This is a genomic window from Streptomyces sp. NPDC050534, from assembly GCF_044457745.1.
Lineage (GTDB): Bacteria > Actinomycetota > Actinomycetes > Streptomycetales > Streptomycetaceae > Streptomyces.
On sequence record NZ_JBITHF010000001.1, the window covers coordinates 1 to 19,380 of the forward strand.

Below are 19,380 nucleotides of genomic sequence, written 5' to 3' on the forward strand. Positions count from 1 at the left end.
GGAAGCCAGGTAACTGGTGGAGGTGACCGGTACTAATAGGCCGAGGGCTTGTCCTCAGTTGCTCGCGTCCACTGTGTTAGTTCTGAGGCAACGACTGTGTTTTTCCGGTCGAACTTCATAGTGTTTCGGTGGTTATAGCGTGAGGGAAACGCCCGGTTACATTTCGAACCCGGAAGCTAAGCCTTACAGCGCCGATGGTACTGCAGGGGGGACCCTGTGGGAGAGTAGGACGCCGCCGAACTACCTTTAGAGCTCTGGCTCTTGGGCACACAGCCCAAGGGCCAGAGCTTTTTTGCGTTGAGGTAAGGTCAGGAGGCATCGTTGGCACGTTTCCCACAGGAGGCTCTCGGGTGGAGGTCCAAGAGACCCGCGTCCAGACAGACCGGGTACTCACCATCCCCAACATCCTCAGCATGGCGCGGCTCGTGGGCGTGCCGGTCTTCCTGTGGCTGATTTTGAGGCCTGAGTTCGGAGGGCCCAAGAGTGACGGGTGGGCGCTGCTGGTGCTGGCTCTGAGCGGAGTCAGCGACTATCTGGACGGCAAGCTGGCCCGGCGTTGGAACCAGATCAGCAGCCTCGGCCGGCTCCTCGATCCCGCGGCCGACCGGCTCTACATTCTCTCGACATTGGTCGGTCTCACTTGGCGTGAGATTCTGCCGCTCTGGTTGACCGCTGTACTTCTCTTGCGCGAGCTGGTCCTCCTGGTGATGGTGGGCATCCTCCGGCGTCACGGCTATCCGCCGCCGCAGGTGAACTTCCTGGGGAAGGCAGCTACGTTCAACCTGATGTACGCCTTCCCGTTGCTCCTGCTCAGTGACGGAAGTGGATGGCTCTCGTCACTCGCTGCTATTTTCGGATGGGCGTTCGCAGGATGGGGTACAACCCTCTACTGGTGGGCAGGAGTCCTCTACGTGATACAAGTCCGCCGTCTGGTCCGTGCGGACGCCACGGCCGATAGAACTCGCCCATTGCCGCAGCCGTAGCGGCTCGATGGCCCTTGGCTCAAAAGTGCGGGACAATCAGGACGGGTGAAGTCGGCCAGACCGTCGTCTCTTTGAGGAGGACGCTTCCGACATGAAGGCCGTCGTGATGGCCGGAGGCGAAGGCACGCGCCTTCGCCCCATGACCTCAAGCATGCCCAAGCCGCTCCTGCCCGTGGCGAACCGCCCGATCATGGAGCATGTGCTGCGGCTGCTGAAAAGGCATGGGCTGACCGAGACCGTTGTTACCGTCCAGTTCTTGGCCTCATTGGTCAAGAACTACTTCGGTGACGGCGAGGAGCTCGGAATGGAGCTCTCCTATGCCAACGAGGAGAAGCCGCTCGGTACTGCCGGAAGCGTCAAGAACGCCGAAGAGGCGTTGAAGGACGATGCCTTCCTGGTCATCTCCGGTGATGCCCTGACCGACTTCGACCTCACCGACCTGATCAACTTCCACAAGGAAAAAGGCGCGCTCGTCACCGTATGCCTGACGCGTGTGCCCAATCCGCTGGAATTCGGTATCACGATCGTCGACGAAGAAGGCAAGGTCGAGCGCTTCCTCGAGAAGCCGACCTGGGGCCAGGTGTTCTCCGACACCGTGAACACCGGCATTTACGTCATGGAGCCCGAGGTCTTCGATTACGTCGAGGCCGATGTGTCCGTCGACTGGTCCGGGGATGTCTTCCCGCAGTTGATGAAGGAAGGCAAGCCGATCTACGGCTATGTCGCGGAGGGATACTGGGAGGACGTCGGTACCCACGAGAGCTATGTGAAGGCACAGGCCGACGTTCTGGAGGGCAAGGTCGACGTCGAGCTCGACGGCTTCGAGATCTCCCCGGGGGTCTGGGTGGCCGAGGGTGCCGAGGTGCATCCCGATGCCGTGCTCCGTGGTCCGCTTTACATCGGTGACTACGCGAAGGTCGAATCAGGCGCCGAAATCCGCGAGCACACGGTCGTGGGTTCGAACGTCGTCGTGAAGAGCGGGGCCTTTCTGCACAAGGCTGTCGTCCATGACAACGTGTACGTGGGCCAGCACAGCAATCTGCGGGGCTGCGTGGTCGGCAAGAACACCGACATCATGCGGGCCGCGCGGATCGAGGACGGCGCGGTCATCGGCGACGAGTGCCTGATCGGTGAAGAATCGATCGTTCAGGGCAATGTGCGCGTCTACCCGTTCAAGACCATCGAGGCCGGCGCCTTCGTCAACACCTCGGTGATCTGGGAGTCGAGGGGCCAGGCGCACCTGTTCGGTGCTCGTGGGGTCTCCGGCATCCTGAACGTCGAGATCACGCCGGAGCTCGCGGTGCGGCTGGCCGGTGCCTATGCGACGACCCTGAAGAAGGGTTCGACCGTCACCACCGCGCGTGACCACTCCCGTGGTGCCCGAGCTCTCAAGCGGGCGGTCATCTCCGCGCTCCAGGCCAGCGCCATCGACGTACGCGACCTGGAGAACGTACCGCTGCCCGTCGCCCGGCAGCAGACCGCGCGGGGCAGTGCCGGCGGGATCATGATCCGGACCACGCCCGGCGTACCGGACTCCGTGGACATCATGTTCTTCGACGGGAACGGCGCGGACCTCTCGCAGGGCAGTCAGCGGAAGCTGGACCGGGTGTTCGCGCGGCAGGAGTACCGGCGGGCCTTCCCCGGCGAGATCGGGGACCTGTACTTCCCGTCCAGCGTCTTCGACTCGTACACCGGGTCGCTGCTGCGCAACGTCGACACGACCGGGGTCAGCGAGTCCGGACTGAAGGTCGTCGTCGACGCGTCGAACGGCAGCGCCGGCCTGGTGCTGCCCAGCCTGCTCGGCAAGCTCGGTGTGGACTCGCTGACCATCAACCCGGGACTCGACGAGTCGCGGCCCACCGAGACCGCCGACGTGCGGCGGTCGGGGCTGGTGCGACTCGGTGAGATCGTGGCGTCGTCACGGGCCGCCTTCGGTGTGCGGTTCGACCCCGTGGGCGAGCGGCTGTCGCTGGTCGACGAGAAGGGGCGGATCGTCGAGGACGACCGGGCCCTGCTGGTCATGCTCGACCTGGTGGCCGCGGAGCGGCGCAGCGGGCGGGTGGCGCTGCCGGTGACCACGACGAGGATCGCCGAGCAGGTGGCGGCGTACCACGGCACGCAGGTGGAGTGGACGACGACCTCGCCCGACGACCTGACGCGGGTCGGCGGCGACGACTCGGCCATCTTCGGCGGTGACGGCAAGGGCGGTTTCATCATCCCGGAGTTCAGCAGCGTCTTCGACGGTACGGCCGCCTTCGTACGGCTGATCGGGCTGGTGGCGCGGACGCAGCTCACGCTCAGCCAGATCGACGCCCGGATTCCGCGGGCGCACGTCCTCAAGCGGGATCTCGCGACTCCGTGGGCCGTCAAGGGGCTCGTGATGCGGCGTGTGGTCGAGGAGGCCGGAGATCGCTTCGTGGACACCACCGACGGTGTGCGGGTGGTGGAGACCGACGGCCGCTGGGTGATGGTGCTGCCCGACCCGGCCGAGGCGGTCACCCACCTGTGGGCGGAAGGTCCGGACGACTCGTCCGCGCAGGCCCTGCTCGACGAGTGGTCGGCGGTCGTGGACAGCGCCGGCCGCTGAAAGACGCAGTACGCGCGCGTGCCGGACAGGCGTCCCAACGGGGCCTGTCCGGCTTGCCGGTGGGGCCATTCGGAGGTAGCGCTCGCGACATGCGACGATGTGCGGCATGCCGCAGCCGCCCCCCGTTCGGAGCACACCCACGCGCCCCTCGCGCCCGGACGCCTCCATGTCGCTGCTCACCAACGTCATGGACCACAGCCTGGACGACGGCTATGCCGAGGCGGCCGCCCGGAAGAAGGCCGCGGGCGAGGGCGGCATGCCGAAGACGCTCCGGGCCAGGCTCGGTCTGGCGGCCGGACTGGTGCTCGCGGCTCTCGTCGTCACCGTAGGAGCGGCACAGGCGCGCGTGGCGGCGCCCACCGTCGCCAAGGAGCGTCAGGAGCTGGTCGACCGCATCGACCGGGAGACCGCGGCGGCGGACAAGCTGGAGGGCTCCGTCGACAAGCTGCGTGACGACGTCAGCGCGCGGCAGCGGACGGCGCTGAAGAAGAGCGGCGGCGGGGACAAGAGCGAGCTGGTGGGCATTCTGTCGGGGGCGGTCGAGGTGCACGGCCCCGGCGTGAAACTGGTCGTGAACGACGCCAAGGAAGCCACCAGCGGCGGCAACGGAAACCCGCGCGAGACCTCGGACTTCTCCGACACCGGGCGGGTGCGGGACCGTGACATGCAGCGCGTGGTCAACGGCCTGTGGGAGTCGGGTGCCGAGGCCATCTCGATCAACGGCCAGCGCCTGACGGCGCTCTCGGCGATCCGGGCCGCGGGGGACGCGATACTGGTCGACAACAAGCCGCTGGTCCCGCCCTACACGGTGCTGGCCGTGGGCAACGGCAAGCAGCTGAGCGCCAGGTTCCAGGACAGCGCCGACGGGCTGTATCTGCATGCCCTGCAAGAGAACTTCGGGATCCGGAACAGCATCTCCGTGGAGAGCGACCTCCGGCTGCCGGCCGCACCGAGTGTGATCGTACGTACCGCACAGCCGAACACCGAGAAATCTGGGAAGGGCACATCGTGATCGCCGTACTGGGCCTCGTCGTGGGAGTCGTGGCAGGACTGTTGGTCCGGCCTGAGGTTCCGGCGGTCGTCGAGCCTTACCTGCCGATCGCCGTCGTCGCGGCGCTCGACGCCGTCTTCGGTGGTCTGCGGGCCATGCTCGACGGGATCTTCGACGACAAGGTCTTCGTGGTGTCGTTCCTGTCCAACGTGGTCGTGGCGGCGCTGATCGTGTTCCTGGGCGACAAGTTGGGCGTGGGCGCGCAGCTGTCGACCGGTGTTGTCGTGGTGCTCGGCATCCGTATCTTCTCCAATGCCGCGGCGATCCGCCGGCACGTGTTCCGGGCGTGAGGCCGATGAGCGACAACGGCAAGGACGAGACGCCTGAGAACAGGCTGCGCAAGGAGCTTCCGGAGGAGGTGCCGGCCGGGGTTCCCGAGGGCGCGAAAGCTCCCGAGGAGGGCCCTGACGCCGCGGAGGCGTCTGTGGCGCCTGAGACTCCCGGAACTCCCGAGGTTCCCGAGAACAAGCAGGACGGGCTCACCGGGCGGCAGCGGCTGGGGAAGGGTCTCTGGCCGCCGCGTGTCACGCGTGCCCAACTCATCGTCGCGGTTCTGCTGTTCGGTCTCGGCTTCGGCCTCGCGATCCAGGTCGCGTCGAACAGCAACAGCGACAGTGCCCTGCGCGGCGCGCGCCAGGAAGATCTTGTTCGCATCCTGGATGAACTCGACGACCGTACGCAGCGTCTTGAGGACGAGAAGCAGGGACTGGAGAAGCAGCGCGACGAGCTGGAGAACAGCTCCAACCAGGCAGAGGAGGCCCGCAAGCAGACGGTCGAGAAGGAGAAGCAACTCGGCATTCTGGCGGGCACGGTGGCGGCTCAGGGGCCCGGCATCACGATGACCATCGAGGACACGAAGGGGGCGGTCCAGGCGGACATGCTGCTCGACGCGATCCAGGAACTGCGTGCTGCCGGTGCGGAGGCGATCCAGGTGAACGACGTGCGGGTCGTCGCCGGCACCTATCTCACCGACGAGGGCAAGAGCGTGAGTGTCGACGGGAACAAGATCAACGCCCCCTATCGTTTCAAGGTCATCGGCAAGCCGGAGGACCTCGAACCGGCGCTCAACATCCCTGGAGGCGTGGTGCAGACCCTGGAGAAGGAGCAGGCCACCGTCACCGTCGAGCGGTCGAGCAAGATCGTCGTGGACGCCTTGCGAGCGGCGAAGCGGCCTGACTACGCTCGGTCGTCCTCCTAGTGAACCGGCGGTGCATGGCGGGAGTCCGGCGAGGGCATGAGGTTGCGGGGGGTCGGCGCACCGAATGGGTGGTGCGTGGTGGAAACTGTCTGGTGGATACGGACGTTGTGAGGATGTCCGGGTCGGCCGGTGTATGCAATCAGGGTTCGTCCTGCCCCACGGGCGGGTCTGTTTCGGTCAAGGGGAATCGCCCGTGAAGTTGTTTGCGAAGTTGTTCGGCAAGAGCGCGCGAGAGGACAGCGCCAACGCGACCGCTCGTCATCGCGCACAGCCTGACGCGGAAGGCCAGCGACCGCTGTTCCGGGACCAGGTCCCCGGCCCGGGTGGTGACATTTCCGGTGGTCAGGGCGCGCCGTCTGTTGACCCTGCGCAGTCCGGCGGCATAGGTTTCGGGCAACCGTCAACCTCAAGTACGGGTGGAGGGTTTTCCCCTATGTCGGCCCTGGTGTGTACGAGGTGCGGTAACCGCAACGCGGAGAACAGCCGCTTCTGTTCCAACTGCGGCGCGCCGCTGCGGGCGGGCGCCGCCCCCGAGCGGCCTTCGGAGACGACGTCCACGATCTCCATCTCCGGAATCGAGGCCTACGACGCCGAGACCACGGGCCAGACGCAGATGCCGGCGCTCTCTCCCGAGGCCCAGGCGGCCGTGGACGCGCTGCCGATCGGCTCCGCGCTCCTGGTCGTGCGCCGTGGACCGAACTCGGGCAGCCGCTTCCTGCTGGACGGCGACCTGACGACGGCCGGGCGTCATCCGCAGAGCGACATCTTCCTGGACGACGTGACGGTCTCCCGCCGGCACGTGGAGTTCCGCCGCAGCGCGGACGGCTCGTTCACGGTGGCCGACGTGGGCAGTCTGAACGGCACGTACGTCAACCGCGAGCGGATCGACCAGGTCGGTCTGAACAACGGTGACGAGGTGCAGATCGGAAAGTACCGGCTGGTTTTCTACGCGAGCCAGCAGGGCTACTGACCAGGCCCCCGGACTCGGTCCTGGGGCCCAACAGGGAATGGCCATGCTGCGAACACCGAGCGGCGGTGCCGGCCACGGTACCGCCGCCACGGACAGTCTGATGAGCATCGGCACGGTGCTGAACGTGCTGCGCGACGAGTTCCCCGAAGTCACCATCTCCAAGATCAGATTCCTGGAGTCGGAGGGGCTCATCGAGCCCCAGCGCACCCCCTCGGGATACCGCAAGTTCAGTGCGGACGACGTCGAGCGCCTCGCTTACGTCCTGAGGATGCAGCGTGACCACTATCTCCCCCTCAAGGTGATCCGCGAGCACCTGGACGCGATGGGGCGCGGTGAGGCGGTACCCCTTCCCGCCGTGGGGCGCCAGCGGGACGGCGAGCCCCTTCTGGAGGCGTCCGAGGGGCCCACGGTGGCCCGGATCGGGCGGGCCGAGCTGATCGCGGCCGCCGGGATCGGTGAACAGCAGCTCGAGGAATGGGAGTCGTACGGACTCGTCGCCCCGATGCCGGACGGCACGTACGACGCTGAGGCGGCCACCGTTGCGTCGCTCGTCGTGGAACTCGGGCGTTTCGGGATCGAGCCGCGGCACCTGAGAGCCATGAAAGGTGCAGCCGAGCGGGAGGCGGGGCTCGTGGACCAGGTGGTGGCCCCGTTGAAACGTCACCGCAATCCGCAGACCAGGGCACATGCCGAGGCGCGCACGAAGGAACTGGCGGCGCTCACGGTGAAGCTGCACGCCGCGCTCGTGCAGACCGCGCTCGGTGTGCGACTGCCCTGATCCGGCCCGCGGGCACAGGCCGGATCGTCCCCCCGTTGTCTGCCCGACTACCCAAACGTCCCGGGCACGTCCTAGGGTTACTGTGTGAACGAGCTCGATGTCGTAGGTGTCCGGGTCGAAATGCCCTCCAACCAGCCGATCGTGCTCCTGCGTGAAGTGGGAGGCGATCGCTACCTCCCCATCTGGATCGGTCCGGGGGAGGCGACCGCGATCGCCTTCGCCCAGCAGGGCATGGCTCCCGCGCGACCGCTGACCCACGACCTGTTCAAGGACGTGCTGGAGGCCGTCGGCCAGGAGCTCACCGAGGTCCGTATCACCGACCTGCGGGAAGGCGTCTTCTACGCGGAGCTGGTGTTCGCCAGCGGAGTCGAGGTCAGCGCCCGTCCGTCCGACGCCATAGCGCTGGCCCTGCGCACCGGCACGCCGATCTACGGCAGCGACGGCGTGCTCGACGACGCGGGCATCGCGATCCCGGACGAGCAGGAGGACGAGGTGGAGAAGTTCCGCGAGTTCCTCGACCAGATCTCGCCGGAGGACTTCGGGACCAGCAGCCAGTGAGACGTGCGCGGCTCGGCCGACCCATGGCCGGCGGCGGGGCCGGACGGTGGCCGGAGACGGCACAAATGCCGACATCTGCCAGTCAAGTGCCGGTGGCGGGAGGGAGCGTCCTACGGCCCTCCCCGAAGCCATTCGGCTAGCCTTTCCCCGCGGTTGGGTGCGGGAAACCACTCGCAGGGTGATTATCACTCGGCGTGCCGAGTGTGGCGGTCGTTGACGCACCCCGGGTGGCTGCCTACCGTCGAGGGGGCAGGTCAAGGACGGAGGTCGGCGTGAGCAGCAGCGGCGACGGTACGGCTGGGGGAGCCCCTGGACGCAGTCCGGGGGAGAGCGGTCCGTACCCTCCCCCTGGTTCTCGGCTCCGCCCGGGCGGGGGGTATCCCCAGCACGGAGGCGCGGCCGATCACGCTCCGCAGCGACCGGCGGCCGTGCCGACCGGTGAAGGGGCGGCGTCCGAGGAGATCGGCTACCGCGGGCCGACGGCCTGCGCGGCGGCCGGCATCACCTACCGGCAACTGGACTACTGGGCCCGCACCGGGCTCGTCGAGCCGAGCGTGCGGCCCGCCTACGGGTCGGGGACGCAGCGCCTGTACAGCTTCCGGGACGTCGTCGTCCTGAAGATCGTCAAGCGGTTCCTGGACACGGGTGTGTCGCTGCAGAACATCCGCACAGCGGTGCAGCATCTGCGTGAGCGGGGCTTCCGGGACCTGGAGCGGATGACGCTCATGAGTGACGGCGCCACGGTCTACGAGTGCACGTCCCCCGACGAGGTGCACGCGCTGCTCCAGGGCGGCCAGGGGATCTTCGGGATCGCCGTCGGCGTGGTGTGGCGGGATGTGGAGAGCGCGCTCTCGCAACTGCACGGCGAGCGGATCGACACCGGCGAGACCCTGGTCGGGCACAATCCGGCGGACGAGCTGGCGAGGCGGCGCAACCGGGCCGTGTGACGGCCTTCCCCGTGGCATCGCAGGCGTCCGGGCGGTCGTAACGGCGGCATTGTCAGTGGCGTAGGGCAGCATCGGACATGTGAGAAACGCGGCCACGATCCTGCATCTCGACATGGATGCCTTCTACGCCTCGGTGGAGCAGGCATCCAAGCCGAGTCTGCGCGGGAAGGCCGTGGTCGTGGGCGGGCTGGGGCCGCGCGGGGTGGTCGCGACGGCCTCGTACGAGGCGCGGGTCTTCGGGGTGCGGTCCGCGATGCCGATGGCGCAGGCGCGGCGGCTCGCGCCGAACGCCGCCTATCTGGTCCCGCGCTTCGGCATCTACAAGGCGATCAGCGAGCAGGTCATGGCGTTGCTGCACTCGCTGTCGCCGTTGGTGGAGCCGCTCAGTCTGGACGAGGCCTTCGTGGATCTGGAGGCCGGGGAGGCGGCCTGGGACGACGCGTCGGCGCGGCTGGTGGGGGAGAAGCTGCGGGCGGACATACGGACCGGGACGGGGCTCACCGGATCCGTGGGGCTGGCCGCTTCGAAGATGGTCGCGAAGATCGCCTCCGAGGAGGCCAAGCCGGACGGTCTGGTGCTGATCGAGCCGGGGACCGAGCGGGCGCTGCTCGGGCCGATGTCGGTGCGGACGTTGCCGGGGGTGGGTCCGGCGACGGGGGACCACCTGAGACGGGCCGGGATCAGCACGGTCGACGAGATCGCCGAGGCGGGCGAGGACGAGCTCGTACGGCTGCTGGGCAAGGCCCATGGGCACGCGTTGTACGCCATGGCGCTGGCGCACGACGACCGGCCCGTGGTCGCCGCGCGGGAGACCAAGTCGGTGTCGGTGGAGGACACCTACGACGTGGACATCCACGACCGGCTCCGGGTCGGCCTCGAGGTGCAGCGGCTGGCCGAGCGGTGTGTGCGGCGGCTGCGTGACGCCCGGCTCTCGGGGCGGACGATCGTGCTCAAGGTGCGGCGCTACGACTTCTCGACGCTGACCCGCTCCGAGACGCTGCGGGGGCCCACGGACGATCCGGCCGTGGTGCGGGAGGCGGCGGCCCGCCTGCTGGACACGGTGGACACCACGGGCGGCGTACGGCTGCTCGGGGTCGGCGTCAGTGGGCTCGCGGACTACACGCAGGAGGACCTGTTCGCGCAGGCTGCGGGGGAGAGGGCGGCCGCGCCGGTGGAGGAGCCGGCGGCCGAACCCGCGGAGGCGGAGCCGACGCCCGCCGAGCGGCGCTGGCCCTCGGGGCACGACGTGCGGCACGGCGAGTTCGGGCACGGGTGGGTGCAGGGCAGCGGGCTCGGGCGGGTCACCGTGCGGTTCGAGACGCCCGATTCGGAGCCCGGGCGGGTGCGGACGTTCCGGACCGACGACCCCGAGCTCGAGCGGGCGGATCCGTTGCCGTTGGTGGCGCAGGGACCGGGCACCACCTTTGCCGAGGTGTCCTAGGCGTCGGTGTCCCCCGTGCCCGCGAGCTTGCCGAAGGAGCGGTCCGGGGCGGAGGGAGGCGAGGCGGTGTCCAGACCGTAGTGATGGTAGAGCTGGAGCTCCTGTTCGGGGGAGAGGTGACGGCCGACGCCGAAGTCCGGGGCGTCCTTGATCAGGGTCCGGTCGAAGGGGACCAGCAGGGTGCCCTCGACCAGTTCGCTGGGTGCCAGCGGGACGAAGGCGTCACGGGAGAAGAGGCCGGTGCGTATGGCCGCCCACTCCGGCACCCCGGTCGCGTCGTCGAGGTAGACCTCGTCGATGGTGCCGAGCTTGGTGCCGTTGCGGTCGAACGCCTTGCGGCCGATCAGGTTGCGCGGATCGATCTCGGTCTGCACGGTCCCTCCACTTGGTCGCAACTCATCCGTAAGCACTACAAAAGAGCACAACGGCCGAGGTGGCCACTCGGAGGACCGGTCTTTGTGCGCGCTGGTAGGCTGACAGCGGCTGCTGACCCCGTGCGGGAGAGTCCTCCAGACATCATCGGAGGCGCCGAAGGAGCAAATCCTCCCCGGAATCTCTCAGGCACACGTACCGCGCGGACGAGGTCACTCTGGAAAGCAGGGCGGGTGTCGACGGCTTCCGCTCTCACCGACGGTGAAAACCGGACGCTTTCGGGCGCCCGGTGAAGCTCTCAGGTTGAGATGACAGAGGGGGAGGCCGTCCGGGTACCCGTGCCGTGGTGCCCCTCGAAGGTCGTGTCGACCAGGAGGCCTCCGCAATGACCCCGCATCGCATTCCGCTCACCGAGCTGGAGAAGGGCATTCCCTTCGAACAGCGTCACATCGGCCCCGATCACGAGGCCCGGGCCAAGATGCTCGCGCAGGTCGGCTACGGCTCGCTGGACGAGCTCACGGCCGCCGCGGTCCCGGATGTGATCAAGAACGCCGACGCCCTGGAGCTGCCGGGCGCGCGCACCGAGGCCGAGGTGCTGGCCGAGCTGCGCTCGCTCGCCGACCGGAACCAGGTGCTCGACTCCATGATCGGGCTCGGGTACTACGGCACCTTCACCCCGCCGGTCATCCTGCGCAACGTCATGGAGAACCCGGCCTGGTACACGGCCTACACGCCGTACCAGCCGGAGATCTCGCAGGGCCGGCTCGAAGCGCTGCTGAACTTCCAGACCATGGTCGCCGACCTCACCGGGCTGCCCACCTCCGGCGCCTCGCTGCTCGACGAGGGCACGGCCGCCGCCGAGGCCGTGGCGCTGTCCCGTCGTATGGGCAGGAACAAGAAGGGCCTGTTCCTGGTCGACGCGGACGTGCTGCCGCAGACCATCGCCGTGATCGAGACCCGTGCCGAGCCGGCCGGTGTGGAGGTCGTGGTCGCCGACCTCGCCGACGGCATCCCCGCCGAGGTCGCCGAGCGGGAGATCAACGGCGTGCTGGTGCAGTACCCGGGCGCCTCCGGTGTCGTTCGCGACATCAAGCCGCTGATCGACCAGGCGCACGACCTGGGCGCGCTCGTCACCGTCGCCGCCGACCTGCTCGCGCTGACGCTGCTGAAGTCGCCGGGCGAGCTCGGTGCGGACATCGCCGTCGGCACGACGCAGCGCTTCGGTGTGCCGATGGGCTTCGGCGGGCCGCACGCCGGTTACATGGCCGTGCACGAGAAGTTCGCGCGCAGCCTGCCCGGGCGGCTCGTGGGCGTGTCCGTGGACGCCGACGGGCACAAGGCCTACCGGCTCGCGCTGCAGACCCGTGAGCAGCACATCCGGCGCGAGAAGGCCACCAGCAACATCTGCACCGCGCAGGTGCTGCTCGCCGTCATGGCCGGCATGTACGCCGTCTACCACGGGCCCGAGGGCCTGCGGGCCATCGCGCAGCGCACCCACCGCTACGCCACGATCCTCGCCGATGGACTGCGGGCCGGCGGCGTCGAGGTCGTGCACGGCTCCTACTTCGACACGCTCACCGTGCGTGTGCCGGGACGCGCCGCCGAGGTCGTGGGCGCCGCGCGGGAGAACGGCGTGAACCTGCGCCTCGTCGATGCCGACCAGGTGTCGATCGCCTGCGACGAGACGACCAAGCGCGCCCAGGTGGCGGCCGTGTGGACCGCGTTCGGGATCGAGGGCGACATCGAGGCGCTGGACGCGGCCGCCGAGGAGGCAGTCCCGCAGGGCCTGCTGCGCAGCGACGCCGTCCTGACCCACCCCGTCTTCCACCAGCACCGCTCCGAGACCGCGATGCTGCGCTACCTGCGCCGGCTGGCCGACCGCGACTACGCGCTCGACCGCGGCATGATCCCGCTGGGCTCCTGCACCATGAAGCTCAACGCGACCACGGAGATGGAACCGGTCACCTGGCCCGAGTTCGGGCAGCTGCACCCCTTCGCACCCGCCGAGCAGGCCGGCGGCTACCTCACGCTCATCCGTGAGCTGGAGGACCGTCTCGCCGAGGTCACCGGATACGACAAGGTGTCGCTCCAGCCCAACGCCGGGTCTCAGGGTGAGCTGGCGGGGCTGCTCGCGGTGCGCGGCTACCACCGCGCCAACGGTGACGAGCAGCGGACCGTGTGCCTCATCCCCTCCTCGGCGCACGGCACCAACGCCGCCAGCGCCGTCATGGCCGGCATGAAGGTCGTCGTCGTGAAGACCGCCGAGGACGGCGAGATCGACGTCGACGACCTGCGGGCGAAGATCGAGCAGCACCGCGACGAGCTGGCCGTGCTGATGATCACGTACCCGTCGACGCACGGTGTGTTCGAGGAGCACGTCGCCGACATCTGCGCGCAGGTGCACGAGGCCGGCGGTCAGGTCTACGTCGACGGCGCCAACCTCAACGCCCTGGTGGGGCTCGCCAAGCCGGGCCACTTCGGCGGCGACGTCTCGCACCTCAACCTGCACAAGACCTTCTGCATCCCGCACGGCGGCGGCGGTCCGGGCGTCGGCCCGGTCGGCGTCCGGGCGCACCTGGCGCCGTATCTGCCGAACCACCCGATGCAGCCCGCGGCCGGTCCGGAGACGGGTGTCGGGCCGATCTCGGCCGCCCCTTGGGGCAGCGCCGGCATCCTGCCGATCTCGTGGGCGTACGTCCGGCTCATGGGCGGCGAGGGGCTGAAGCGGGCCACGCAGGTCGCCGTGCTGTCGGCCAACTACGTGGCCAAGCGGCTCGAGCCGCACTTCCCCGTGCTCTACACCGGCCCCGGCGGGCTGGTCGCGCACGAGTGCATCATCGACCTGCGACCGCTGACCAAGGCGACCGGGGTGAGCGTCGACGACGTCGCCAAGCGGCTGATCGACTACGGGTTCCACGCGCCGACGATGTCGTTCCCGGTGGCCGGCACGCTGATGATCGAGCCGACCGAGTCCGAGGACCTCATCGAGCTGGACCGGTTCTGCGAGGCGATGATCGCCATCCGGTCGGAGATCGAGAAGGTCGGGGCGGGCGAGTGGCCGGCCGACGACAACCCGCTGCGGAACGCCCCGCACACCGCTGCCGCGCTCGGTGCGGAGTGGGAGCACGCGTATACCCGCGAGGAGGCCGTCTTCCCGGCCGGGGTGTCCGCCGCCGACAAGTACTGGCCGCCGGTGCGCCGGATCGACCAGGCCTTCGGCGACCGGAACCTGGTCTGCTCCTGCCCGCCGCTGGACGCGTACGAGGACTGAGGCCCGTCGTCACGACGAGCCACGACGTGAAGGGCCCCGCTTCGGCGGGGCCCTTCCGCGTCACGCGGTCGCCAGCGAGACCTCGGTCGACTTGATCACTGCGACGACCGTGGAGCCGGTGGTGAGACCGATGTCCGTGGCGGCGTCCGTGGTGATGGCGGCGGTCAGTTCGCCTCCCTCGACGGAGACCTTCACGGAGGTCATGGCCTGTCCGGAGGTGAGGGCCGTGACCGTGCCGGGCAGCTGGTTGCGGATGGAGAGGCCCTCGACCGGCGAGGTGGAGAGGGCGATCTCGGTGGACTTCACCAGGGCGCGCACGGCGGAACCCTCGGTGAGGCCGAGGTCGTTTACGGCTTCCCGGGTGATCGCCGCCGTGATCTCCTGCCCGCCGTCGAGACGGACCTTCACGGTGGCCATGGCCTCGCCCGGGGTGATGGCGGTGACCGTGCCGGGGAGCTGGTTGCGGATGCTCAGGGTCATGGCCCCTCACCGTAGTGCGCGAGACGGGTCAGGCCGGGTAGGCGTGCGTCTGCGTCGCCTTGACCGTCGCCCAGACCGGTGCGCCCTGGTGCAGGTCGAGCTCGGCCGCGGCGACCGTGGTGAGGTCGGCGGCGAGGGGGAGCTCGCCGGTGAGGGCGGCGCGGATCTGGTCGCCGTGGGTCTCCAGGCCGGCGACCTCGCAGCGCCAGTGGTTGCGGGCGCTGGAGCCGGTGGGCGGGTCCCGGAAGAGGGTGACGGCGCTCGGTGGGAACGCGACGAAGACCTCGCCCGCGAGGTCTTCGGTGGTGGTGATGGACGGGCCGGAATCGAGGCGGACGGTGTGGCCGTCGGCCCGCCCCTTGTAGAGGTTGAGGCCGACCAGCCGGGCGATGTAGTCGGTACGGGGATGACGGGCGATGTCGGACGGGGTGCCCTCCTGGACGACACGGCCGTGCTCGACGACCACGAGGCGGTCCGCCAGCACCATCGCGTCCAGCGGGTCGTGCGTGACCAGGACCGCGACCGCCTCGAACTCGGCCAGGTGACGGCGGAGTTGGGCCCGTACGTCGAGACGGGTACGGGCGTCCAGAGCGGCGAGGGGCTCGTCGAGGAGCAGCAGCCTGGGGTGGGTGGCGAGGGCGCGGGCCAGAGCGACGCGTTGCGCCTGGCCGCCGGAGAGGCGGCGGGGCTTGGCGGTGGCGTGTTCCGTGAGGCCCATGCGCTTCAGCCACTCGGCCGCCTGGACGCGGGACTCCGCCTTCGTCGCGCCCTGGCAGCGGGGGCCGAAGGCGACGTTGTCGAGGGCGGTGAGGTGGGGGAAGAGGAGGTAGTCCTGGAAGACGACGCCCACGGGGCGGTTTTCGGGAGGCGTGCGGTTCAGCTCCGCGCCGTCCAGGTGGAAGTGGCCGGCGGTCAGCGGGACCAGGCCCGCGAGGGCTCGTAGAGCTGTGGTTTTGCCTGCGCCGTTGGGGCCGAGCAGTGCGACTACGTCGCCGGGGGCTGCCGTCAGGGTGATGTCGAGGCGGAAGGTCTTGCGGTCGACGACCAGGTGGGCGTCCAGGCCGTCGGAAGGCCCGGCGCCATCGGCGGCTGCGCGTGGGGTGTGGGTCATGACGCGGTCATCCAACGGTCCCGCAGGCCCGCCAGGACCGCGATCGACACCGCCAGCAGGACCAGGCTGAGGGCGATGGCGGCCTCCGGGTCGTTCTGGAGGGCGAGGTAGACCGCGAGGGGCATGGTCTGGGTCCTGCCGGGGAAGTTGCCCGCGAAGGTGATCGTCGCGCCGAACTCGCCCAGGGCGCGCGCCCAGGCGAGGACGGCGCCCGCCGCGACGCCCGGTGCGATCAGCGGCAGGGTGACCCTGCGGAACGCGGTGAAGCGGGAGGCACCCAGGGTGGTGGCCGCCTCCTCGTAGCGCTGGTCGGCCGCGCGCAGCGTTCCCTCGACGCTGATGACCAGGAAGGGCATCGCGACGAAGCTCTCCGCGACGACGACGCCGGTCGTGGTGAAGGGGAGCGTGATGCCGAACCACGAGTCCAGCAATTGGCCGATCACGCCGTTGCGGCCCAGCGCGAACAGCAGGGCCACACCGCCGACCACGGGCGGCAGCACGAGCGGCAGGGTCACCAGGGCGCGGACGAAGCCGCGGCCGGGGAATTCGGTGCGGGCCAGCAGCCAGGCCAGCGGGACGCCGAGGACCAGGCTCACCGCGGTCGCCGAGGTGGCGCACACCAGCGACAGTCTGAGCGCCTGCCACACCTCGGTGCTGGTCAGCTGCTCGGGCAGGGTGCTCCACGGGGCCCGTACGAGAAGCGAGAGCAGCGGCAGGAGCAGGAACGCCAGGCCGATCAGCGCGGGCAGCAGGAGAGGCAGCGGGACCCCGCGGCGGGCAGACCGCACACGTCCGCGCCGCGGACCGCCCGCGAGGGTGTCGGCCGCGGCGTCGGACTTGGCGGTCGTGGTCACGGCTTGAGGAACCCTGCCTCGGTCAGCACCTTCTGGCCCTCGGCGGACTGCACGAGCGCCATGAACGCCTTGGCGGTCTCGGCGTTCTTGGAGTTCTTCAGCAGGGCGATCGGGTAGTTGTTGATGGCCTTGGCCGACTCGGGGAAGTCCACGCCCTCCACCTTGCTGCCGGCGGCCTTGACGTCCGTCTTGTAGACGACGGCGGCGTCGGCCTCCTTCAGCACCACCTTGTTCAGCGCCGACTTGACGTCCTCCTCGTAGGAGACGGGGGTCAGCTTCAGGTTGCTGGCGTCCAGGGCCTTCTGGGCGGCGGCGCCGCACGGCACGGTCTTGTCGCACAGGACGACCTTGAGGCCGGACTTGGTGAGGTCCTTGAGGGAGGCGACCTTGTCGGGGTTGCCCGGCAGGGTGGCGATCTCCAGCTGGTTGCGGACGAAGGTGGCCGGGGCGGTGGCGTTGTCCTTCTTGTCCGTCACGATCTTCATCGTCTTCGGGCTGGCGGAGGCGAAGACGTCGGCCGGGGCGCCGCCGGTGATGCCCGCGGCGAGGCTGTCGCTGCCGCCGAAGCTGAAGGTGACGTGCGTGCCCGGGTGCTGCTTCTCGAACTGCTTGCCGAGGGTCGTGAAGCTCTCCTGGAGGGAGGCCGCGGCGAAGACGGTCACGTCGCCGGAGAGCTTCGGCGAGGAGGACGACGAGGAGCTGGACTTCGCTGAGCCGGAGTCCGAGCCGGAGCCGGAGTCGGACGAGGAGCAGGCGGTCAGGGCCAGCAGCGCGGCGGCTCCTGCGCCGGCCACCTGCAGGGTCCGGCGGGTCCGGCGCAGGGAACAGGTCATCACGGGTCCACTCCTCCGACTTTCTACGGGGGGAGAGGCCGACGTCTCCGCCGGACTCTTCCGATGCGTCGATCATACTGACGCAAATGCGAGGTGTAAGTCTCCTGTCGCATCGCATGAGCTGGGCTGAGGAGGGAGAGGGGTCGCATGTGCGTTCGTACGGGAGCGGTCGTGCGGGGCAGGTGCGTCAGGTGTCAGCGGGTCATGTCCTGTCGATGTGTACGTTTGTCGACTTCACGCGGGCCGTGGCTTCCATGCCGACCTCCAGGCCGAGCTCCTCGACGGCTTCCCGGGTCAGCAGGGACACCAGGCGGTGCGGGCCGGCCTGGATCTCCACCTGGGCCGCGACATCGCCGAGCTTGATGGCGGTGACGATGCCGGGGAAGGCGTTGCGGACGGACGTGTAGGACGCCTCCTCCTCGCCGCCGCCGGCCTTGGCGAGTTCGACGGAGAACGCGGCCAGGTCCCGGCCTTCGATGAGCCGTCGTCCGCCCTCGTCGCGGTGGGTCGCCACCCGGCCGGCGTCCGCCCAGCGGCGTGCGGTGTCCGGACTCACGCCGAGCAGTCGTGCTGCCTGGCCGATCGTGTAGCTCTGCATGCCGTCACGATAGGCCGACAATGGGCCCTGGTGGACGTGGGGTTGAGCGTTGGGTATGACGCGATATAGCGTCAGTCCTGTGACGGCGATTCGGGGTGTGGCCATGTCCGGTGAGATGTCGCGCAGTGGCGGGAAGTCGCCCGGCCTGAGGGCCTCGCACGAGGACCGGGACCGGGTGGTCGACGTGCTCCGTATCGCCGCCGGGGACGGCCGGCTGACCGCGGAGGAGCTCGACGAGCGGGTGGAGGCCGCGCTCACCGCCCCCACGATGGGGGAGCTGGGGGCGCTGACGACCGACCTGCCGGCCGAGACCGCCGGCGCCGCGCCCGACGTGAAGGACGTCGTCCGCATCGAGCAGAAGGGCGGTTCGTCCCGGCGGGCCGAAGCATGGACCGTGCCGCGCCGACTGGAGATCGACTCCGAATGGGGCGACGTGACCCTCGACTTCACCGGCGCGGTCATCACGCACGACACCCTGCACATCGACCTCGACATGCGCGGGGGAGCGCTGCGGCTGCTGACGCCGCCGGGTGTCGTGGTGGACACCGATTCACTGGTGACGCACTACGCCAAGATCAAGGCGCGTCCGAGGCGGGGTCCGGACGTGCCGGTGGTGCTGCGGGTGGTGGTCGACGGGCGCCTGAGTCTCGGACGGGTGGTCGTACGGCGGCTGCGGCGGGGGCGGGGCAGGTAGGGGCCGGCGCGTTTCCGCGTGCGGGGCGGGGAGGGGGTTGGCGCGTTTCCGCGTGCGGGGCGGGTTCTCTCACGACCCGGTCAGGAAAGTCCTGACGCCCTGAGTACGGCCTCGGCCGTCTCGTCGTCGATCCGGTGACCCAGTCGGCCCAGGACGTCCGCGCCCTGGCGCAGGGTGCCGTGTTCGAGGGAGCGGCGGACGCCGGTGTCGAGTTCGTGCCACAGGAGCGGGTTGGCGGTGAGGACGCGCGGGTCGAGTTCCACGAAGTGGCCGTGGATGTCCCGCAGGACCAGGTGCGAGGAGGCGCCGTCGTACTGCCGTACGGAGGTCAGGGCGTCCGTGTGGACGACGCGTCGGCGCAGTGGGCCCCGTACCGTCAGCCAGCCGGGACCCGCGGTGACGCGGGGCGGGAGCAGGACCGTGAAGACCGCGGCCGACAGGGCGAGCCAGAGCAGGGCGCGGGCCGGGGTCAGGGTTGAGGCGTCCCAGTCGACCAGGGTCGTCATGACGCCGAAGGCGAGGGCGCAGCCGGTGGCGAGTCGGGCGCTGCCGTGCCAGTGGCGGTCGCCGACCGGGCTCGACGGTGTGCTCCGGTCCATGAGGTGACGGTAGGCGCCGTGAGGAGTCCGTGTGGCCGTCGCTGACGGGGTTATG

17 protein-coding genes, 1 rRNA gene, 2 pseudogenes and 1 riboswitch are annotated in these 19,380 nt (G+C 69.4%); of the genes and pseudogenes, 13 read left to right on the forward strand and 7 right to left on the reverse strand.

The window, feature by feature from the left end; translation table 11 throughout:
• Positions 1-124: 124 nt before the first annotated feature.
• The 11 genes and pseudogenes from rrf to ACIBN2_RS00055 all read left to right on the forward strand — a co-directional run bounded on the left by rrf (position 125) and on the right by ACIBN2_RS00055 (position 10,594).
• A 5S ribosomal RNA gene (rrf, locus tag ACIBN2_RS00005) occupies positions 125-241 on the forward strand.
• A 109-nt stretch (positions 242-350) separates the two neighbouring features.
• Entirely contained in the window at positions 351-983 is a 633-nt protein-coding gene (locus tag ACIBN2_RS00010) for a CDP-alcohol phosphatidyltransferase family protein (RefSeq protein ID WP_399131705.1), read from the forward strand.
• Positions 984-1,074: 91 nt separating this feature from the next.
• Positions 1,075-3,570: a sugar phosphate nucleotidyltransferase gene (locus ACIBN2_RS00015; RefSeq protein ID WP_399131706.1), complete on the forward strand. Its 2,496-nt coding sequence runs from the start codon at positions 1,075-1,077 to the stop codon at positions 3,568-3,570.
• Between the two features lie 97 nt (positions 3,571-3,667).
• Complete coding sequence (locus ACIBN2_RS00020) at positions 3,668-4,582, forward strand: DUF881 domain-containing protein (RefSeq protein ID WP_399131707.1); 915 nt, start codon at positions 3,668-3,670, stop codon at positions 4,580-4,582.
• Positions 4,579-4,911 carry a small basic family protein gene (locus tag ACIBN2_RS00025; RefSeq protein WP_003988855.1) on the forward strand — a complete coding sequence of 111 codons (333 nt, stop codon included), beginning with the start codon at positions 4,579-4,581 and terminating at the stop codon, positions 4,909-4,911. The genes ACIBN2_RS00020 and ACIBN2_RS00025 overlap by 4 nt, the downstream gene beginning before the upstream one ends.
• A 5-nt stretch (positions 4,912-4,916) precedes the next feature.
• Positions 4,917-5,819, forward strand: coding sequence for a DUF881 domain-containing protein (locus tag ACIBN2_RS00030; RefSeq protein WP_399131708.1), 903 nt, complete (start codon positions 4,917-4,919; stop codon positions 5,817-5,819).
• 64 nt (positions 5,820-5,883) lie between these two features.
• Positions 5,884-6,789 (forward strand): FHA domain-containing protein, encoded by a 906-nt coding sequence (locus tag ACIBN2_RS00035; protein WP_399131709.1) that lies wholly within the window; start codon positions 5,884-5,886, stop codon positions 6,787-6,789.
• 43 nt (positions 6,790-6,832) lie between these two features.
• Entirely contained in the window at positions 6,833-7,567 is a 735-nt protein-coding gene (locus tag ACIBN2_RS00040; RefSeq protein WP_399131710.1) for a MerR family transcriptional regulator, read from the forward strand.
• An 84-nt stretch (positions 7,568-7,651) separates the two neighbouring features.
• The gene (locus ACIBN2_RS00045) at positions 7,652-8,125 is read left to right on the forward strand and encodes a bifunctional nuclease family protein (RefSeq protein WP_004002801.1); all 474 of its coding nucleotides are present in this window, start codon (positions 7,652-7,654) and stop codon (positions 8,123-8,125) included.
• A gap of 272 nt (positions 8,126-8,397) precedes the next feature.
• Positions 8,398-9,072, forward strand: coding sequence for a MerR family transcriptional regulator (locus ACIBN2_RS00050; protein WP_399131711.1), 675 nt, complete (start codon positions 8,398-8,400; stop codon positions 9,070-9,072).
• A gap of 79 nt (positions 9,073-9,151) precedes the next feature.
• A pseudogene (locus tag ACIBN2_RS00055) lies at positions 9,152-10,594 on the forward strand (DNA polymerase IV).
• Here ACIBN2_RS00055 and ACIBN2_RS00060 read toward each other — a convergent pair.
• Positions 10,519-10,887 (reverse strand): annotated as a pseudogene (locus ACIBN2_RS00060) (PRC-barrel domain-containing protein); the annotation flags it as partial. The pseudogenes ACIBN2_RS00055 and ACIBN2_RS00060 overlap by 76 nt on opposite strands.
• Positions 10,888-11,000: 113 nt before the next feature.
• Positions 11,001-11,096: riboswitch (glycine riboswitch) on the forward strand.
• A gap of 174 nt (positions 11,097-11,270) precedes the next feature.
• On the opposite strand from ACIBN2_RS00060, the gene gcvP reads away from it, so the two are divergent.
• On the forward strand, positions 11,271-14,156 hold the full coding sequence (gcvP, locus tag ACIBN2_RS00065) for an aminomethyl-transferring glycine dehydrogenase (RefSeq protein ID WP_399131712.1): 2,886 nt from the start codon (positions 11,271-11,273) through the stop codon (positions 14,154-14,156).
• A gap of 60 nt (positions 14,157-14,216) precedes the next feature.
• Here gcvP and ACIBN2_RS00070 read toward each other — a convergent pair whose 3' ends face one another.
• The 5 genes from ACIBN2_RS00070 to ACIBN2_RS00090 all read right to left on the reverse strand — a co-directional run bounded on the left by ACIBN2_RS00070 (position 14,217) and on the right by ACIBN2_RS00090 (position 18,032).
• Positions 14,217-14,636, reverse strand: a complete 420-nt coding sequence (locus ACIBN2_RS00070; RefSeq protein WP_399131713.1) for a molybdopterin-binding protein — start codon at positions 14,634-14,636, stop codon at positions 14,217-14,219.
• Between the two features lie 28 nt (positions 14,637-14,664).
• The gene (locus ACIBN2_RS00075) at positions 14,665-15,747 is read right to left on the reverse strand and encodes an ABC transporter ATP-binding protein (RefSeq protein WP_399131715.1); all 1,083 of its coding nucleotides are present in this window, start codon (positions 15,745-15,747) and stop codon (positions 14,665-14,667) included.
• Positions 15,744-16,601: a molybdate ABC transporter permease subunit gene (gene modB / locus ACIBN2_RS00080; RefSeq protein WP_399131716.1), complete on the reverse strand. Its 858-nt coding sequence runs from the start codon at positions 16,599-16,601 to the stop codon at positions 15,744-15,746. The genes ACIBN2_RS00075 and modB overlap by 4 nt, the downstream gene beginning before the upstream one ends.
• A complete protein-coding gene (gene modA / locus ACIBN2_RS00085; RefSeq protein WP_399131717.1) occupies positions 16,598-17,434 on the reverse strand; it encodes a molybdate ABC transporter substrate-binding protein in 837 nt (278 codons plus the stop codon). Before modA ends, modB begins: the two co-directional genes overlap by 4 nt.
• 202 nt (positions 17,435-17,636) lie before the next feature.
• Positions 17,637-18,032, reverse strand: coding sequence for a molybdopterin-binding protein (locus ACIBN2_RS00090; protein WP_399131718.1), 396 nt, complete (start codon positions 18,030-18,032; stop codon positions 17,637-17,639).
• Positions 18,033-18,111: 79 nt separating this feature from the next.
• Here ACIBN2_RS00090 and ACIBN2_RS00095 point away from each other — a divergent pair, with 79 nt between their 5' ends.
• Positions 18,112-18,726, forward strand: a complete 615-nt coding sequence (locus tag ACIBN2_RS00095; RefSeq protein ID WP_399131719.1) for a DUF1707 domain-containing protein — start codon at positions 18,112-18,114, stop codon at positions 18,724-18,726.
• An 80-nt stretch (positions 18,727-18,806) separates the two neighbouring features.
• Here the strand turns inward: ACIBN2_RS00095 and ACIBN2_RS00100 are convergent, their stop codons facing one another.
• The gene (locus ACIBN2_RS00100; RefSeq protein ID WP_399131720.1) at positions 18,807-19,325 is read right to left on the reverse strand and encodes a hypothetical protein; all 519 of its coding nucleotides are present in this window, start codon (positions 19,323-19,325) and stop codon (positions 18,807-18,809) included.
• Positions 19,326-19,380: the final 55 nt, after the last annotated feature.

Bases quoted from the DNA above. Each gene is read 5' to 3' on its own strand.
- ACIBN2_RS00015 (WP_399131706.1), top strand. From the start codon at position 1,075: ATGAAGGCCGTCGTGATGGCCGGAGGCGAAGGCACGCGCCTTCGCCCC.
- ACIBN2_RS00020 (WP_399131707.1), top strand. From the start codon at position 3,668: ATGTGCGGCATGCCGCAGCCGCCCCCCGTTCGGAGCACACCCACGCGC.
- ACIBN2_RS00030 (WP_399131708.1), top strand. From the start codon at position 4,917: ATGAGCGACAACGGCAAGGACGAGACGCCTGAGAACAGGCTGCGCAAG.
- ACIBN2_RS00035 (WP_399131709.1), top strand. From the start codon at position 5,884: ATGGGTGGTGCGTGGTGGAAACTGTCTGGTGGATACGGACGTTGTGAG.
- ACIBN2_RS00040 (WP_399131710.1), top strand. From the start codon at position 6,833: ATGCTGCGAACACCGAGCGGCGGTGCCGGCCACGGTACCGCCGCCACG.
- gcvP (WP_399131712.1), top strand. From the start codon at position 11,271: ATGACCCCGCATCGCATTCCGCTCACCGAGCTGGAGAAGGGCATTCCC.
- ACIBN2_RS00070 (WP_399131713.1), bottom strand. From the start codon at position 14,636: ATGACCCTGAGCATCCGCAACCAGCTCCCCGGCACGGTCACCGCCATC.
- ACIBN2_RS00075 (WP_399131715.1), bottom strand. From the start codon at position 15,747: ATGACCCACACCCCACGCGCAGCCGCCGATGGCGCCGGGCCTTCCGAC.
- modA (WP_399131717.1), bottom strand. From the start codon at position 17,434: ATGACCTGTTCCCTGCGCCGGACCCGCCGGACCCTGCAGGTGGCCGGC.
- ACIBN2_RS00090 (WP_399131718.1), bottom strand. From the start codon at position 18,032: ATGCAGAGCTACACGATCGGCCAGGCAGCACGACTGCTCGGCGTGAGT.
- ACIBN2_RS00100 (WP_399131720.1), bottom strand. From the start codon at position 19,325: ATGGACCGGAGCACACCGTCGAGCCCGGTCGGCGACCGCCACTGGCAC.